Annotated in this window: 16 protein-coding genes and 1 pseudogene; 10 read left to right on the forward strand and 7 right to left on the reverse strand. The window is 41.3% G+C overall.

Going from position 1 to position 16054, the window contains the following annotated elements:
* Nucleotides 1–261 precede the first annotated feature (261 nt).
* From G4P69_RS10225 to G4P69_RS10235, 3 genes are all read left to right on the forward strand, one after another.
* On the forward strand, nt 262–4680 hold the full coding sequence (locus G4P69_RS10225; protein ID WP_208341186.1) for a WD40 domain-containing protein: 4419 nt from the start codon (nt 262–264) through the stop codon (nt 4678–4680).
* 215 nt (nt 4681–4895) lie between these two features.
* A complete protein-coding gene (locus tag G4P69_RS10230; RefSeq protein ID WP_208341187.1) occupies nt 4896–5357 on the forward strand; it encodes a hypothetical protein in 462 nt (153 codons plus the stop codon).
* Nucleotides 5357–6031, forward strand: coding sequence for a hypothetical protein (locus G4P69_RS10235; protein ID WP_208341188.1), 675 nt, complete (start codon nt 5357–5359; stop codon nt 6029–6031). Before G4P69_RS10230 ends, G4P69_RS10235 begins: the two co-directional genes overlap by 1 nt.
* A gap of 54 nt (nt 6032–6085) precedes the next feature.
* On the opposite strand, the gene G4P69_RS10240 is transcribed toward G4P69_RS10235, so the two are convergent.
* Entirely contained in the window at nt 6086–6292 is a 207-nt protein-coding gene (locus G4P69_RS10240; protein ID WP_208341189.1) for a hypothetical protein, read from the reverse strand.
* A 494-nt stretch (nt 6293–6786) separates the two neighbouring features.
* Here G4P69_RS10240 and G4P69_RS10245 point away from each other — a divergent pair, with 494 nt between their 5' ends.
* Complete coding sequence (locus G4P69_RS10245; protein ID WP_208341190.1) at nt 6787–7269, forward strand: CRR6 family NdhI maturation factor; 483 nt, start codon at nt 6787–6789, stop codon at nt 7267–7269.
* 229 nt (nt 7270–7498) lie between these two features.
* On the opposite strand, the gene G4P69_RS10250 is transcribed toward G4P69_RS10245, so the two are convergent.
* Nucleotides 7499–8461, reverse strand: coding sequence for a glycosyltransferase family 9 protein (locus G4P69_RS10250; RefSeq protein ID WP_208341191.1), 963 nt, complete (start codon nt 8459–8461; stop codon nt 7499–7501).
* Nucleotides 8462–8575: 114 nt separating this feature from the next.
* Here G4P69_RS10250 and ispD point away from each other — a divergent pair, with 114 nt between their 5' ends.
* The gene (gene ispD / locus G4P69_RS10255) at nt 8576–9265 is read left to right on the forward strand and encodes a 2-C-methyl-D-erythritol 4-phosphate cytidylyltransferase (protein ID WP_208341192.1); all 690 of its coding nucleotides are present in this window, start codon (nt 8576–8578) and stop codon (nt 9263–9265) included.
* 30 nt (nt 9266–9295) lie between these two features.
* On the opposite strand, the gene G4P69_RS10260 is transcribed toward ispD, so the two are convergent.
* Nucleotides 9296–9502, reverse strand: coding sequence for a hypothetical protein (locus G4P69_RS10260; protein WP_208341193.1), 207 nt, complete (start codon nt 9500–9502; stop codon nt 9296–9298).
* A 67-nt stretch (nt 9503–9569) separates the two neighbouring features.
* On the opposite strand from G4P69_RS10260, the gene scpB reads away from it, so the two are divergent.
* Both scpB and G4P69_RS10270 read left to right on the forward strand, forming a co-directional pair.
* The gene (gene scpB / locus G4P69_RS10265; protein WP_208341211.1) at nt 9570–10100 is read left to right on the forward strand and encodes an SMC-Scp complex subunit ScpB; all 531 of its coding nucleotides are present in this window, start codon (nt 9570–9572) and stop codon (nt 10098–10100) included.
* A 116-nt stretch (nt 10101–10216) separates the two neighbouring features.
* Nucleotides 10217–10564 carry a DUF760 domain-containing protein gene (locus G4P69_RS10270; RefSeq protein ID WP_208341194.1) on the forward strand — a complete coding sequence of 116 codons (348 nt, stop codon included), beginning with the start codon at nt 10217–10219 and terminating at the stop codon, nt 10562–10564.
* A gap of 30 nt (nt 10565–10594) precedes the next feature.
* Here G4P69_RS10270 and G4P69_RS10275 read toward each other — a convergent pair whose 3' ends face one another.
* On the reverse strand, nt 10595–11797 hold the full coding sequence (locus G4P69_RS10275) for an HhoA/HhoB/HtrA family serine endopeptidase (RefSeq protein WP_208341195.1): 1203 nt from the start codon (nt 11795–11797) through the stop codon (nt 10595–10597).
* A gap of 313 nt (nt 11798–12110) precedes the next feature.
* On the opposite strand from G4P69_RS10275, the gene G4P69_RS10280 reads away from it, so the two are divergent.
* Together G4P69_RS10280 and G4P69_RS10285 are read left to right on the forward strand one after the other, a co-directional pair.
* Nucleotides 12111–12983, forward strand: a complete 873-nt coding sequence (locus G4P69_RS10280; RefSeq protein ID WP_208341196.1) for a LysM peptidoglycan-binding domain-containing M23 family metallopeptidase — start codon at nt 12111–12113, stop codon at nt 12981–12983.
* A 368-nt stretch (nt 12984–13351) separates the two neighbouring features.
* Nucleotides 13352–13714 carry a hypothetical protein gene (locus G4P69_RS10285; protein ID WP_208341197.1) on the forward strand — a complete coding sequence of 121 codons (363 nt, stop codon included), beginning with the start codon at nt 13352–13354 and terminating at the stop codon, nt 13712–13714.
* A gap of 8 nt (nt 13715–13722) precedes the next feature.
* Here G4P69_RS10285 and G4P69_RS10290 read toward each other — a convergent pair whose 3' ends face one another.
* Nucleotides 13723–14763: a cysteine hydrolase family protein gene (locus G4P69_RS10290; protein ID WP_208341198.1), complete on the reverse strand. Its 1041-nt coding sequence runs from the start codon at nt 14761–14763 to the stop codon at nt 13723–13725.
* Between the two features lie 163 nt (nt 14764–14926).
* Here G4P69_RS10290 and G4P69_RS10295 point away from each other — a divergent pair, with 163 nt between their 5' ends.
* Nucleotides 14927–15211: a HigA family addiction module antitoxin gene (locus G4P69_RS10295; protein WP_208341199.1), complete on the forward strand. Its 285-nt coding sequence runs from the start codon at nt 14927–14929 to the stop codon at nt 15209–15211.
* 33 nt (nt 15212–15244) lie between these two features.
* Here G4P69_RS10295 and G4P69_RS10300 read toward each other — a convergent pair whose 3' ends face one another.
* Both G4P69_RS10300 and G4P69_RS10305 read right to left on the reverse strand, forming a co-directional pair.
* Complete coding sequence (locus tag G4P69_RS10300; RefSeq protein WP_313890542.1) at nt 15245–15694, reverse strand: HNH endonuclease domain-containing protein; 450 nt, start codon at nt 15692–15694, stop codon at nt 15245–15247.
* Nucleotides 15663–16031, reverse strand: a pseudogene (locus G4P69_RS10305) (Uma2 family endonuclease); the annotation flags it as partial. The gene G4P69_RS10300 and the pseudogene G4P69_RS10305, both read right to left, overlap by 32 nt.
* Nucleotides 16032–16054: the final 23 nt, after the last annotated feature.

Consider the following 16054-nt stretch of genomic DNA (forward strand, 5'->3'; position numbering starts at 1 on the left):
ATTTACAAGTTTAAGAATTTTTATCTTGCTACTTTGGATAAAATAACTACTCGACAATATCAGTATTAGCACGCCTTTAACGTAACGGATACTACGATATTTATATTACATAGAGGTAAAAAGTTATATTTTATTAATAAGAACAAAATGTCGAGATTATGCTGGAGAGAACCAGTATGCTTAAGTATTTATACTTAGATAAAGTGGCTCTCCAATTTATGCTTTATCATGGTATTGTTAATCGTAAGCTTTTACCATCTCATGAATTTTCAAGACGTTCTAGAGATTGTAGAGTCAGCAGTTTACAAAGCTAAAGGTAGAAAGCTGACTGACCCAGAACTGACTGTACTGAGCGGTTCTTGGGAGGGTTTGAGTTATGACGAGATGGCAGAGCGATCGCTCTATAAACCTAACTACCTCAAGGGAGATGTGAGCCATAAGTTCTGGAAATTGCTTTCAGAAGCTTTGGGAGAGGAAGTTAGTAAAAGAAATTTTCGCGCCGCACTCCAAAGGGCCTCGTCGAGGCACAATGAAACAACGAACGTCGAAAATTTAAGCTTAGGTGTGGATGATGGCAACAATCTACCCGAACGAAAGAGTGAAGTTCATCAATCATCTCAATTCTTAACCTTTGTTGACCAAGAAAACCAAAGCCAAGCATCTCAAGAGCCTTCGGATCTTGAAAAGAGAATGAGAGCTTGGTTTGAGGCATTAGGTTATGAGTTGCTCCCGGGAGGGAAAAGGGAAGAAGACTATTTTGACTTAATTATTCATATACCTAAGCGGGGAGGATATGATCGCATCTTGGCTCGTGGTGTGGAAGGTGAGGCAGACTGGAATCACTTGGACGAGTTATGTCAGACTATTAAGGAACACAAGCCAAATGAAGCATGGCTAGTTGCGGATCTTCGTATTAGTCGTGCTGCTCGTGAAGCGATCCAAGAGTACGCCGTAAATAAAGAACTTAAATTTAGCCCTGCTGCTAGTCGTGCGATCGCGGAATACAGAAAACAGCGAGATCTAGCACTATTTTGTTATACCTTCGATGAACTCATAGATGAAGGAGTGAACTTTAAACAGTATTTCAAATGGTTAGAGGAACAAATCAATAACCGGGGTATTAACGACAAAACATACATTCCTTTAGCCTGCCTCAAACAAGAAGGAGTTAATCAATCCACGGGTGAGCCTATAGTTAGTCGTTACGGTGAAGCAGATGGCTGGATTGATGGTTATATTGATCGTTGGCTAGATGATCCCAATAAAAAACACATTTCTGTCTTAGGAGAATTCGGTACCGGCAAAACCTGGTTTGCTTTTCACTACGCTGGGACTGCGCTAAAGCGTTATCAACAAGCTCAGAAGCAAGGAACTCCAAGACCTCGATTACCTCTACTGATACGGTTGCGCGATTATGCTAAAGCATTGGATGTGGAGAATGTTTTGGCATGGTTCTTTTTTTCTATACACAATATACCACTGACTAATTTAGTCTTCAAACAACTTAATAAAATGGGCAAACTTCTGCTCATTTTTGATGGTTTTGACGAAATGGCAGGTAAAGTAGACCACCAAAAAGTGATTGAGAATTTTTGGGAACTGGCTAAAGTTGTAGAGACAGGAGCCAAGGTAATACTAACTTGTCGTGCTGAACATATTCCCAAAGTGGATAAGGGTCGTGCTCTACTGAACGCGGCTGTGTTAAATTCCATAGATATAGAACAGCCAACTTCTGTTAAAAAGCTGATTGGTCCTCAATTTGAGGTGCTGGAATTACAGACACTGAGCGATTTGCAAATTCGTGAAGTCTTGCGATCGCGTCTTCTAGATAAAACCCTAGCAGAAAGAGAAGCTGTTGTAGAACAGGTCACAAGCAATCATAAGCTTTTAGACTTGGCAAAACGACCTGTGATGATCGACTTAATTTTAGAAGCACTGCCTAAAATTGAAGCAGGTCAGTCAGTAGACTTATCTCACATCTATCTGTTAGCTATTAAACACAAAATGGCGCGGGATATCAAAGCAGAGCGGACATTTACTTCTCCTGCGGATAAGTTGTACTTTTTGTGTGAACTCTCTTGGGAAATGTTTGTTACTGACCAAATGCAACTGAACTATCGAAAATTTCCTGAGCGAATTCGTCGATTGTTTGGTGCTGTTGTACAAGAGCCAGAAGATGTAGATCACTGGAGCTATGATATGATGGGTCAGTCTATGTTGACTCGAAACGCTGATGGTGACTACGAGTTAGCTCATCGCTCTTTCTTAGAATTTTTCATCGCTTATAAATTTGCTGCACAACTAGGAGTATTAGCTCCAGATTTTGTTGATTTAGCTAGAGAGTCATCATATATACAAAAGAACACCTTAGCTCAGCCATACACTTGGTCCTCCTATTTTCAGCGTCAAGTAGATGAAGAAGGTAAAGTTATACCAATTGCGCCACTTCAAGAATTTTCTACTGAATCGTTAACGAATTTATTTAATGCTTTCAGACTAGGGGATATCACCAACAGACAAAGAGATCTGACTAAGGCAATGTTTGAATTACTTGAACATATGCTTGATCGTTCTGAAACTGCTGCTGATCGTCTACTAAAGATTATCAAAGCGACGCGAGGCAAAACGGAAAAAGAAGTTGGGTGTCTTGCTGGGTATGCTGTGACAATTCTTTTGCAAATTAACTCAGAAGCGTTGGCTGGTCAAGATTTAAGCACTACTGTAATTAAAGGTGCTGACTTGACTTACGCAAACCTGCAAAACACAAACCTTACAGGTGCTCATTTGGATGATTCTCTTTTCAAAGAACCCTTTGGGAGTATCTTATCAGTTGCCTTTAGTGGAGAGTCTTTGGCTATTGGTTCTTCTAATGGCGAAATTTGTTTATTTCATCAAGAACAAGGACGTACTGTATGTAAAGGACATACCCATTGGGTTCGATCCATTGCCTTTAGTGCCGATGGTGAAAAGTTTGCGAGTGGAAGTGACGACCAAACTATAAAGATCTGGAATACTAAAACCGGTAAGTTTTTCAGCACACTAGAAGAGCATAGTGGCTGTGTCCGTTCAGTGGCATTTAGCGATGACGGCAAGTTACTTGCTAGTGGTAGTGAAGATGGAACAGTAAAGATATGGAATGTCGATACTAGTGAGTGCTTAAAGACACTGAACGGACATGTTGGTAAAGTTTGGTCAGTTACTTTTAGCCCGATCCACTTAGGGGGAATTGTTGCTAGTGGTGGAGAAGATAAGACTATCAAAATATGGAAAGTTCAAACAGGTGAGTGCTTAAAGACACTAACAGGACATGAAAACTGGGTTAGATCGGTGGCTTTTAGCCGAGATGGACAACAAATGGTCAGTGGTGGCGATGACAACACTGTAAAAATTTGGGATATTCGCACAGGTAAATGTCGCATAACTTTACGAGGACATGAGAACTGGGTGCGCTCAGTAGCTTTCAGCCGAGATGGACAGCGAATCGTCAGTGGTGGCGAAGACAACACTGTGAGAATTTGGGATGCTCAAACAGGTCAATGTCAGAATATATTGTGTGGGCATAATAATCGAGTTTGGTCGGTGGCTTTTAGCTTAGATGGACAGAGAATTGCTAGCGGCAGTGACGACCAAACTGTAAAAACTTGGGATGCTCAAACAGGTCAATGTTTAACTACTGTAGGGGGATACTCTAACTGGATTTTATCAGTTGCTTTCAGTCCAGATAGCCAATATCTTGCGAGTGGTGGTGAAGATAAGATTGTCAGGATATGGGATGTCCATACTCATAAGATCACAGCCTCCTTACGAGGACATACTAGCCGCATTTGGTCAGCGGCTTTTAGTCCAGATGGTCGAATGCTTGCTAGTGGTAGCGATGATCGAACCATTAGAATATGGGATCTTGAGCCTAACAAGGGTAACCAATGCCTCCACATTTTAAGAGATCATGATCATTGGGTAAGATCTGTTGTCTTTAGCCCAGATGGGCAGCTACTTGCTAGCGGCAGTGATGACCACACTGTTAGGATCTGGGATGTTCATCAGGGTATTCCTTTGAAGGTGTTACGAGGGCACACAAATTGGGTACGATCAGTAGCTTTCAGTCCTGATGGAAAGTTAATTGCTAGTGGTAGTGATGATTGTACTCTCAGGATATGGAATTTTCAGACTGATGCTTCTCCGAAGATATTCCAAGGTCACAAGAACTTAGTCCGTTCTGTTACCTTTAGTCCTGATGGAAAGCTAATTGCTAGTGGTAGCAATGATCATACCGTCAAAATTTGGGATGTGAACACAGGCGAGTGCATTAAAACTTTAACAAGACATAAGAATTGGGTACATTCAGTTGTTTTCAGTCCTGATGGTCAAATACTTGTCAGTGGTTGTCACGATGGAACTGTATATTTATGGAATGTTCGTGACGGTCAGCCTATAAAGTCTTTTCAGGAAGCTGCTGATGAGGTGTTATCAGTTGCTTTCAGTTCTAATAGTCAGTTAATTGCTAGTGGTATCGGTGATGGAATAATCCAAATTAGAAGCAGGGATAAAGGTGAATTTGAACAACCTCTATCGTTGAAGATTTCTAAACCCTATCAAGGAATGAATATTACAGGGGTTATTGGCTTAACCGAAGACCAAAAATTAAATCTTCGTGCTTTGGGTGCAGTTGCTGGCGAGTAACTTGGCTCTTAATATCCTCCCCACTTTCACAAACGCTTTAACTCCCCATCCCAGCAGTTTTTCTCTGGCTACTTTTTGTCTAAGTTCCACTAAGGATTTTAGCCAAAGAACTACACAAGCGATAGTTTTCGTTAAAAATCCAATGAATTACCAACATATTTCCAATGAAATTCCAACGTATTTAGTATTAATATTGAGAGATGGAGGTGATTTCTATGCCAGCTATAGTTAACGACTCAACACCTTTTGATCTGAAGGTGGGTTCCAGATGGTCATCTTTTGAGAAATTTCGCACAGAAGGCGCGAAATCTCTTGATTCTATTAAGAATGGTACAATCGGTATTCTGCATACCAAAACCGGGCAGTATCGCATCATGGAAGAACAAGACTTTCAAAGGATGCTAGGCTTAGCTCGTGATGTGGATCGGTTACGTCGGGGATTACGTGTACTATCGCGTACTGTTCGAGTTGTGCAGAAACACCCCGACACCGACACCATTAACTTGCTAATAGAGGCTGTTGCGACGCTAGGTACTCTACCCGAGCTTCCGACTCGTGACAGATTCGAGCCTCTGATACCCGAAAGCTTGGATACCGATATAGATGATGAAGTAGACGTTGACCCGGACTTGGTTACGCGTCCGCTAGATATAAAAAACGCTTCTTTTGAAGATTGATGCCCACTGATTACAATGACAGCACCTACACTTTACCTAAGAATTTAGCGGAACTAGAAGCGCAATTACAGGCTCTCTCTCACGACGATCACGCAGTTAAGATTATCCAAAATTTTGCCAAAAACCTTGGCAAAACAAATCAACGTCAGCGTTTGTTCAATGAAAAGGGGGCTATTGTACGTGAGCCGATTATCTACCAAGACATGCTTCATCGGGGGCTAATCGCTCCCGATGAAGATCCTTTCATCCTTTTACAGGGGGATATTGTTAGTACAGAAACCGCTTACTTTTTAGGAGAGCGCATGACTCAAATGAAGTTTGCAGTAGCTACCTCTACCTGTGATCTCATTCCAGGTCGTCGTCAATACGCGACACTGTTGCGTGTACAACCAATTAGGAAGGATGATCCAAATGTCAAACAACTACTTGGGGAATTACTGAAATTCTCATCTACCCAGCGTATGTATCTCCCACCACTCCCGAACGATCCATCCGATATAATCGGGAACACTTTGGTATTTGACGGAATTGTACAAGTTCGATTAGATGACTTGCTAGTGGCTACACGGCTTGCTAGCTTGAGCTTGGTGGGATGGCGCATCTTTGGCTCAATAGTTCGCACGATCATGGCTCGCGCAGGGGATACAGAGGTGAGAATGCGGTCTAGCCTATAGCCTGTCAAACGCCCCACCCACAAGGGGATGGGGTTTTACGCGCGTTCAATAAAATTAATCTGCTTGTTTTAATTTGTCATGTTCTGATTGATCAACGCGCACCCTGCTATTGTCATTCATATGAATTTCATATTCTGCATCTGTGCCAGGCATAAATAAAAATCCTGGTTTTTCTTCTTGAACTTTTACTATTTCTGTAATGGCATCAGGATTGATCTCGACTGCGGTTCCATCTGTTGTTGTCATGCCTACAATTTTCATACTCTCACTCGCTATTTCTCGGCTAGTTGAATTCTAGATTTTGCTATAGCGCTCCTACGTAATTGTGGACTCATGAAGTCTTACCAAACCTCATTTTTATTTTTTCACAAAAAAATAAAGCTAGGATCACTATATCATATATTGTATTACGGTTGTATATCAAACTGAAGTCAATAGTAAGAATACTTAATATTTTCAAAAGAAGATCCCTATTTCAGAGTTGAAATACCCCTAAAACTTGTATATAGGGGGTTAGGATATAGTGGCAGTGTCCACCTTAGAATTACTTCCGGTGCATCCATGTTAGAAAACTCCACAATTTTCTCTATTTAAAAGCTAGCAACCAGTTGTGAGAAAGTTGTGAGGCTTTTTCGCCACCGATAGTTCTTTCCCCTGCTGCTGTCCTGGCAAAGATTTTACTCGAAGTTCCTAGCGTAGCTAGCTTTAAGCGCTAAAAGCTGGTACTCTGGATTCTCGATCTTACTGTTAAGCCGATGACAATTACGATCGCACTTAATACTGATAACATTAACAACTTGGATCTCTCACCTGTAGTCACAGTTATTGAAAAGTTCTTGCAAGAGGGAACGATAAAATCCTACGAACAGCAGTTGAGCTTTGAACTCAACTATCCTTTGGAACAAGGAGATCCAAGGGAACTTTCAGAAATACCAGAAGTGCGGTTATGGTTTATTCGCCTAGATGCGCGCTATCCCTGGCTACCATTTCTTCTCAATTGGAAGGCTGGCGAGTTCGTCCGTTATGCTGCTATGCTCGTACCTCACCAGTTTAATCCTCATGAAGGCATTCAGTATAATCCTGAAGCCTTAGAAATCTTTTTAATGCATAAACTGTTCATTTTAACTGATTGGTTACAACAGCAAGGGCTTCCCAGTAAATCTCGCCTCAAGTCGATGGCTCAACTGCTAGGTTATGAGTTAGATGACGCTCTATTTGAGGCATTTGGTAATAGCTAACCTTTATATTTCGCTGGAAAATCTTTTAAAAGTAGTGGGAGCATCTTGCTCCCTGCTGGTGAGATCTCCTCATTGGTACTAGCGGGCAAGATGCCCGCACTACCCTATGTTTTAATATGATGCAAAAGCCCAAAATACAATTCTTTTGACTTTTGAACGCCAGGTGCTTTATGCCGGGAAACCCGTCCACCGCACTGGCTCCTTTTGACTTTTGACTTCCCCAAAGGGGCTAGCCGCCCCAGATTTTCTCTAAAACAGCTTTAGGTGAAATGTCGCTGATTTTGCTAGTTGGGGATTTAATGGCAAGGAATTTATCGTTAGACGGCAATAATTTAGATGGTTTTGTTGAGCCAAATAGAGCGATTGTATAAGTTTGTACTGCCACGCTTAAGTGCATGGCAGCACTATCAGTAGATAACATTAAATTCGCACCAGCAATCATTGCCGCTAACTTTCCAATGTCTTCTGGAGAAGTTATCTTAATGTTTGGGATAGTCTGTTTGAGACTACTTACAAACTCTTGATCTTCTGGATCTTGAATCACAACTATTGGCATATCTGGCTGCTTATGCTGGCAGTCTTGAATGATTTCAAGCCAATTGTTAACAGGGTAAATTTGATCAAGGCTCTTAAGCTTGGGTGATTCACTGTTATAACCACCGTCAATCAAAATGTAGCCTGTTTCCTTGATTCCCAACCGTTGTTGTTCTTTATCCGCCCATTCAATATCTGGTTTTGGTACATTGATCGTTAACTCAGGACTGGGGGTATTTATGCCTAATCCTTGAAGGAGATCATGGTACACAGCAGCAACATATTGTTCTGCTTTTAAAGGAACTGGGTTGGTAAGAAAAGCAGCTCCTTTAGTTTTAAAGCCAACGCGTGTCGGTATTCCTGTTAACCAGACTAAAAAATTTACTAACCAGCTTTGCCCCACAGCAATAGCGACATCATACTCGCGTTCGCGAATTCTGCCTATCAGATTTGCCCAATCTGCTAAACTGTTGCGGTCTTTAAAATCAAATGGCAGTACCTCGTGAACTGACTTGCTCACTCGGTAAGCAGCCTTTGCTTGGGGTTCGACTACGACATCTATCTGAGCGTTTGGGTAATAGCGCTTCAGGTCATCTAGAGTAGAAAAGAAGAGAATTTGATCGCCTATTCCGCCAGGGACAAGGGCTACTACTCGCATAATATTTATTTACGCTTACTCGCTCCCTATTTTAGGGGAAGATTGGTAATTATTAATAGTTATTTGTTGTTAAGACTTTGTGTTGACTGACCATTATTGAGGAGTGAGAACACTGTGCATTTATTAATTCCAGCAGCCGGAACGGGACGGAGAATGGGGAGTCACCGGAATAAGCTCCTATTGGCACTGCGATCGCAACCGATTCTTAGTTGGACTCTTAAAGCCGCCGAAGCCTCGCACCATATCAGTTGGATTGGGATCATCTCTCAACCCATTGATTGGGAGGACTTCAAGGAAATTCTAGCCCAAGTGCAGTTAACTAAGCCAGTGGAATTTATTCAAGGAGGCTCTACCCGTCAAGAATCAGTCTACAACGGCTTGCAGGCACTACCTGATGATGCAACAAGAGTGTTGATTCACGATGGCGCTAGATGTCTTGCCACTGCGGATTTATTCGATAGGTGTGCTGAGGTGCTGCACGATTGTACTGGCTTGATAGCTGCAGTACCAGTCAAAGACACTATCAAAGTTGTCGATGAAAATGGCATAATTACGAGTACACCCGACCGACGACAACTGTGGGCTGCACAAACTCCCCAAGGTTTTGATGTCAAATTGTTAAAACAGTGCCACCAAACAGGTATTAGTCAAGGTTGGGAAGTTACAGACGATGCGGCTTTGTTTGAAAAGTGCGGTTTGTCTGTCAAGATTGTCGAAGGTGAGGAGACGAATCTTAAGGTGACAACTCCACAAGATTTGGCGATCGCGGAGTTTATCCTCACTAGCAGATTAGGGAAAAAATGAATAAAGTAGTCAGGAGTCAGGAGCCAGGAGTCAGAATAAACTACCCATGAAGGGATGATGTTTTATAGATAATTTTCCAATTCCTAATTTGATAACGACTAGAATAACGACTAGACGAGGTTTTAAGCCAGTATTTTTTCTTCTGACTCCTGAATTCTGACTCCTGAATTCTGGCTCTTGACTTGTTTTTACCTCTATGATATTATTCCAAACACTCATTATATAGTCTATTGTCATAAGTCATTTGCCTTTTACTAAGTTAAATATTTTTTACCAATAGTTAATGACCAATGGCCAATGCCTAATGAATGCAGCAACGAAGATAGAAGCAATTCTCTACTTAAAGGGTAAGCCCCTATCAATTAGTGAAATTGCGGAGTATGCCTCATATGATCGAGCCTCCGTAGAGGAGGGAATAATTGAATTAATTGACGACTATGCCCGTCGAGACAGTGCTCTTGAAGTTGTAGAAACGCCAAATGGTTACAGTTTACAACTGCGGTCAGATTTTTATGACTTGGTGCAAACTCTGATCCCGGTAGAATTAGGTGTAGGCGTGTTGCGGACTTTGGCAGCGATCGCACTTCATAATCCTATACTTCAAACTGACTTAATTGAACTGCGCGGTTCTGGAGCATATCAGCACGTTCACGAACTCGTCGAACTTGGGTTTGTCAAAAAATCCCGTGATAGCGATTCTCGGTCCTATTCTCTACAAGTCACGCCTAAATTTCATCAGTATTTTCAAATAGAACAGCTTCCACAACCGTTCTCCTCTACCCAACAACAACGACAATTAGAACTAGATCTCAAACAAGAACCATCGACACAATGAGTGATTATTGTTTAGTTGAATCTTAGTACTCCAGAAAGATAAGTAGGTTTCATATTTATATTATGGTTTGACTATGGTTTAGAGTAGAGTTAGCCCTCAGCTAAAAAAAATTGCAAATGGTGTTTGATCCTGACTTTCTCAATGACAATTCCGAAGAACACCCCAACCAGCTTCTTTCTGATAGTTTTCAGGAAGATCCTAATCAGTTGCTCAAATATCTACAGCATCAGCCGCCTGATGTCTTAGCCCGCGTCGCCCAGTCGGTAAGCCCCGAAATTAAACAAATCATTTCGCAGAACGTCCAAGGGCTTGTGGGGATGCTACCAGCGGAAAGCTTCAACGTGCAAATCACAACAGATCGAGATAACCTTGCTGGTCTTTTAGCATCAGCCATGATGACGGGGTATTTCCTTCGCCAGATGGAACAGAGGATGCACTTAGATCATTTGAATAACAATCATTAGCCTCCAAATCTATTAATTCTGGACTCTGGACTAATTTTGGGGATAAGCTTCTAGATGCACTTTCAAAAGTTCGTTTTTACCGTCGCGATTAACTTGGATTTCCAAGGTGTCGCCTACAGAACTAGAGTCAACTAGCCTCTGTAACTGGGCGACTGTCTTGACCGGGTTACGGTTGATCTTTTCTATAATGTCCCCTGGACGGAGTCCAGCCCGTTTTGCTGGTGATTTTTCTAGGACTTGCTTAATTGCAACGCCGGTATTTTGCTTGATGTTGAGATAAGTATCTTGATTGAGCTGCTGTCTCTTTATCGGAGTAAGGTCTACCATGTCAATCCCTAGGAAGGGGTGTTCTGCGTGACCTTTAGTAAACAGTTCATCTGCAATGCGGGATGCTGTATCAATGGGAATGGCAAACCCGAGTCCTCTAGCGTCGGCACGAATAGCTGTGTTGATACCGATAACCTCACCTTGAGCGTTTAACAAAGGTCCACCAGAATTACCAGGGTTAATTGCTGCGTCGGTTTGTATAAAACTAACTTGCTTATTTCGTACACCAACTTGAGCGCTGGTGCGGTCAGTAGCGCTGATAATTCCGATTGTAACGGTGTTATCTAAACCGAGAGGATTACCAATAGCGATCGCCCACTCTCCTGGTATTAAGTTTTGTGAATTACCCAATTTTACGGTAGGCAATTTTTCCCCAGGAATTTTGACCACCGCTATATCTGTCAAAGAATCAACTCCTAGCACCTTCCCTTCAAAAGTACGACCATCCTTAAGGGTGACTTGTACTGTATCTGTGTCTTCAACAACGTGAGCGTTAGTTAGTAATCGCCCATCTTGGCTCAAAATAAATCCCGATCCCGTACCATGCTCAATCCTCTCTGGCGAAATTGGCTGCGCATCCTCGCCAAAAAACTTTCGCCAGAGGGGATTTTTCAAAGCTTCGGAAATTGGATTTGCTACTTTGCGGGTAGCGTTAATTCGCACAACTGCAGGTCCAGTTCTTTGCACAGCCGCTGCGATAAAATTTACGTTATTCCCGCCTAAACCGCCAATTGATGCTCTTCCTAAATTAGGGACAGCAGGTTCTGAAGGCTCTGTTGTTACATTTCTTAACTCTTGAAAAGAGCGCTTTTGTGGTGAGAGATAACGACTACCTAACAACCCTGTAGCACCGCCAACTACCAATAAGGAGAGATAAACGGCTAGTTGCTTTAAAGATAACTTCATAATCACGACACTTAACAATGGCAATGCAGATGCGCTGTTTTTAAGTTTAATCAAGCTAAAGGGAAGTTGGTAGATTTTTTATAGGGGCATGGGGCATGGGGCATAGGATTATAGAGGAAAGAGATTATCCCCAAACAAAATCAATTCATGCTTTACCAAAAGCTGTGGGGAGAATGTCAAAATACCGTACCCACATCTGTCGTACATACATAAACTGATGTCGCTCGCTGTTCCTTGTTGCCCCATGCCCTATGCCCCATGCCCTATGCCCATTAGCTACAATCTAAAGTTATAGCGGTTCTAAGTTCCATAAATGGCTTTTCGTAATCGTGTAGTTCTTATCTGTAGCTTAGTTAGCGGTTTTGGGCTAGTATCTACAGTCCCACACTTCGCAATAGCACAGGTTTCTGATGGAAGTTGTCCAACATCAGCCCTTAAAAGTTTTCAGCGCCACAAAGTTGAATCAGGAGAAACTCTTGAGCGTATAGCACAGCTTTACAAACTTGATCCAGCAACTCTTATTGCGATGAATCCGGGTTTACAAGGGGGTAGAGTTGCGGTAGGTAGTGTACTGCAAATTCCTCCCCACGATGGAATTGTAGTTGAAGTACCTCGTGGTCAAACATGGCGCGCGATCGCAACGAGATATAAAATCCGTCCTGATGTGCTGTTTGAATTAAATGGCTGTCAAAAAAATCCCAGAGTCGTGTTTGTTCCAAGCAAGAATCGAACATTTGGCCAGATTTCCGCTCAAGCTTCTAATGCTAGCACTGCTAAATTAGCTGGATATCCTTTACCAGAATTAACAAAAGAAGCATTACCTTATGGTTGGCAGGTTAATCCAAATACAGGCAAAGTTTTCTTCCATAGTGGTGTAGAACTATTAGCCGCAAAAGGGACGCCCGTGCAAGCCATTGGTTCAGGGATAGTAGCTTTTGCAGGCGAACAAGGTACTTATGGGAAGTTAGTGATAATCAATCACGCTGGAGACTTACAAAGCCGTTACGCTCAGCTCGACAGTATCAAAGTCTCTGTTGGTCAGCAAGTCAAAAAGGGAGATCTAGTGGGAACTGTAGGTACAACTGGAACACCTAGTTCTAATCAACCCTCTCTCCACTTTGAAGTCCGTTCTAAATCGTCTTTAGGTTGGGTTGCTCAAGATCCCAATAGCTATCTCCAAAAATGAAGGGTTTTGCCATATAATCCCCCTGCTAAGAGCTCCCTGCTCTCTGCTCCCTCTGCCCGGAGGGCAAATCATGTCTTACTGTTGTAAGTTTTATGTAGAAAAATTACAGAAATAAACAATTCCTAAAGACTGATTTTTTGCTGACCAACTCCTTACTTTATAAGACTTTTAAGGATTGGGCAAATTCTTCAAAAAATTTTATTAAATCTGCCCCCTAAATCTACCTATACTATCTATATGCCTTAGTTTGTAGAGAAAGCTTCACTTTTGGCTTTCTATGAGACTAGATCCACATATTTACTCTTTATCCAATTTTTATAAAGCTCGTCCTAACCAATTGTATTTTACTTTCCTGAAGGTGCGCCAAAATGTATAAACAAATCAAGAAGCTGACAAATATTATTCAAAGTTTTTTCTTAGAAAGAAAAAGATATAAACAATTTTATTCAAAAGTGCAAGATGTAATGATAGATGCTCTTTTGGAACATAAGCCATCAGTCCAAATAAAAGATACGCCTATTTTTTTCCCAGCAGATAGTAAAATCGCTGAGATAATTTATTGCTTAACCCAACAACTTGAACTTACTGCTTCTTGGAGTTACGTTCAAAAAAACGAACAGTCTTACGTGTTACTGATTAAATTTGATGAGCAAGAGTGTTCAGAGCCAAAAGTAACAGATGAAGCTGAAATTGCATTCAGAAGACGCGTATACAGTCTGGCTGCACGCTAGCTTCACAACTAACTATTGTTAACCCAACTAATCGGTTCACTGGAGTTAACTAAATGCATTCCTGCGGCTGCAAATCTCTCAAAAGCTTCGTTAGCGGCTTTTGTATAGTCTACAACACCAGGAACAACAACAGGTGAGGTGCAATCTTCTAATAGGTAGACTTTTTTAGCTAAAGAAGAGTCTATTTGCTGGATTTCGGTTAATAAATCATCAATTGTCCAAGCAACACAGTGACTTTTAGCTTGCCCTGCAATAATCACAGCATCGAATTCTAAGAGTTGGTTAATTAAGCTTGTGTTTTTTTGGTCAATTGGGCGTTTATCAAAACTTTCTAAAACCTCTGGACTTAAAATTGAATAATTTTCCGTTAATGGATTGTCGCCTTTAATTTCAAACTGGGTTTGACTACTACGAGCAATACAGTGAAAAAATATTGCCTCTTCGACAGCAGAGACTAAGGCATGACCTATCCCTCCTAACATGGAATGATAAGGCCAAATGGTTAGAGGATATTTGCCGTTTTGGCTCAGTTGTTGAACATAGTGGTAAGCGTATTTTTCTAGAAACTCGTAGTTATACCCAATACTGAAAGCAACAGCTTCATTAACTTTCCAAATACCTTGCTCAATATCGGATGGGGTGATGCTAGTAGCTGATGGGGTTGGGTGTTCCCCCTTAGCGTTAATCCAGAAGATAGGATGGAAAATCTGTATTGCTGTGTGAGTATCCATTGTAGGCGTGATTTTAGTGATAGCCCCCAAGTTTCGATAGATAAATTCACACAAGCGTATGTTATCGTCTACTGCCCCATTACCAGATGTTCCACCGACGAATAATTCAAAATCAGGAATACAGAAAGTATTTTGAACATCTATTAATAATAGGCAAATACGTTTTACGTCTTGTGATGCGGGTTGAATGTTGTGTTCTTTTACCCATGTTTGTGCTTCCTCTGCGCGTTGTTGGTACGGTACGCGCCAGACTTCAGCAACTTTTTGGGGATTAAAGTGGGGGGGAATAGGTAATTGAGTCGATCTTTGAATATTCATACTTCTTAATTTAGAAACGATATAAAAATTTACAATTCTTGAGATTTTAAAATACTTATGAGATAAGACAATCAATGATAACAAATACTTTTAAGACCGACAGAGGTTTGGGGACTTACTGAAGGGTGATCGGCTAACTTTCATCAGCAGAGGAGACAGCAATATGAGCCATAAACTAGCACCAGCAAGAGTGCCAACACCAGGAAAAATTTTAAATAGAGAATTAGAAGCTCGTGCCTGGACACAGAAAGATTTAGCACAAATCATGAGTCGTCCAGTTCAAGCCATTAACGGAATTATCCGAGGAAGTGAGCAAATTACACCTGAAACAGCTATTGAATTGTCCCAAGCCTTGGGGACTTCTGCCGAGTTCTGGAGGAATCTCGAGGCAAAGTATCGATTGCATGTAGCCAGAAAAGAGAACAAGGAGTATGACCTAGGACAATGATTCTTTCGATAAAATTTGACATTCTAGAACAATTTAATAATACCAATTTCCACTAAATCCTTGATTTATAGCCAAAGACACTAAAGGTAAAACTGTGTTACTGTAAGCAATTGTTAAAATTTTATAATCTAGTAAATTATTTCTATCTGTTATTTTTAAATCGGCTATGTATGATTCGATATATTTATTCCACTCTTGGTCTGTCATTTTATTTTTACTAACAGTTAGACCAAGATGTTGCAATTCAATAAATTTATGAAAGTATTTATCTACTGAAGGAATATTATTAGATTTGCTAGAATTAACTGATGGAATTATGGGAATTAAATTCCAAAGTAAGTCGTGGGCAACAAAAGACCAAGGCAAATAATGATCGAGAGATATATTATCGGTAGTCAAAACGAGATTAGAGTAAATACAGCGAGTCTCCGTTTCTTCTAAAACAAGCTTCCAATAATTCTGGCGCACCTTCGACATAATCATCTTCGCTAATGCGCGACTGTCCACCTTGTTCTATTCTTAATATGGCATCTGGTTGCGGTTCGTTATCAGCATCCAGACGCACAGTAGTGTTATCTAGTGCTTCGACTCCTGGGGTAGCAGCGGCGTAAGCGACTAACCAACCCATAATACTTGCATGGGGTTTGCCATGTTTTTTTGCTCGTACAGGGGATGCCAAGTAAACGACTCCTTCAATCAATTCTGCTTTCTTTAGGTTAGGCATAGCATGGTAGCGTCGCTCAAATTCGTGACGAGTCAGCTTGTCGCCATTTTCTAAAGGCGGAATCGTTAAAGCATGAGAAGTCACCCCATAGGACATCATAAATTTTGATTGGGATAGCA

Source organism: Aetokthonos hydrillicola CCALA 1050 (assembly GCF_017591665.1).
Classification (GTDB): domain Bacteria; phylum Cyanobacteriota; class Cyanobacteriia; order Cyanobacteriales; family Nostocaceae; genus Aetokthonos; species Aetokthonos hydrillicola.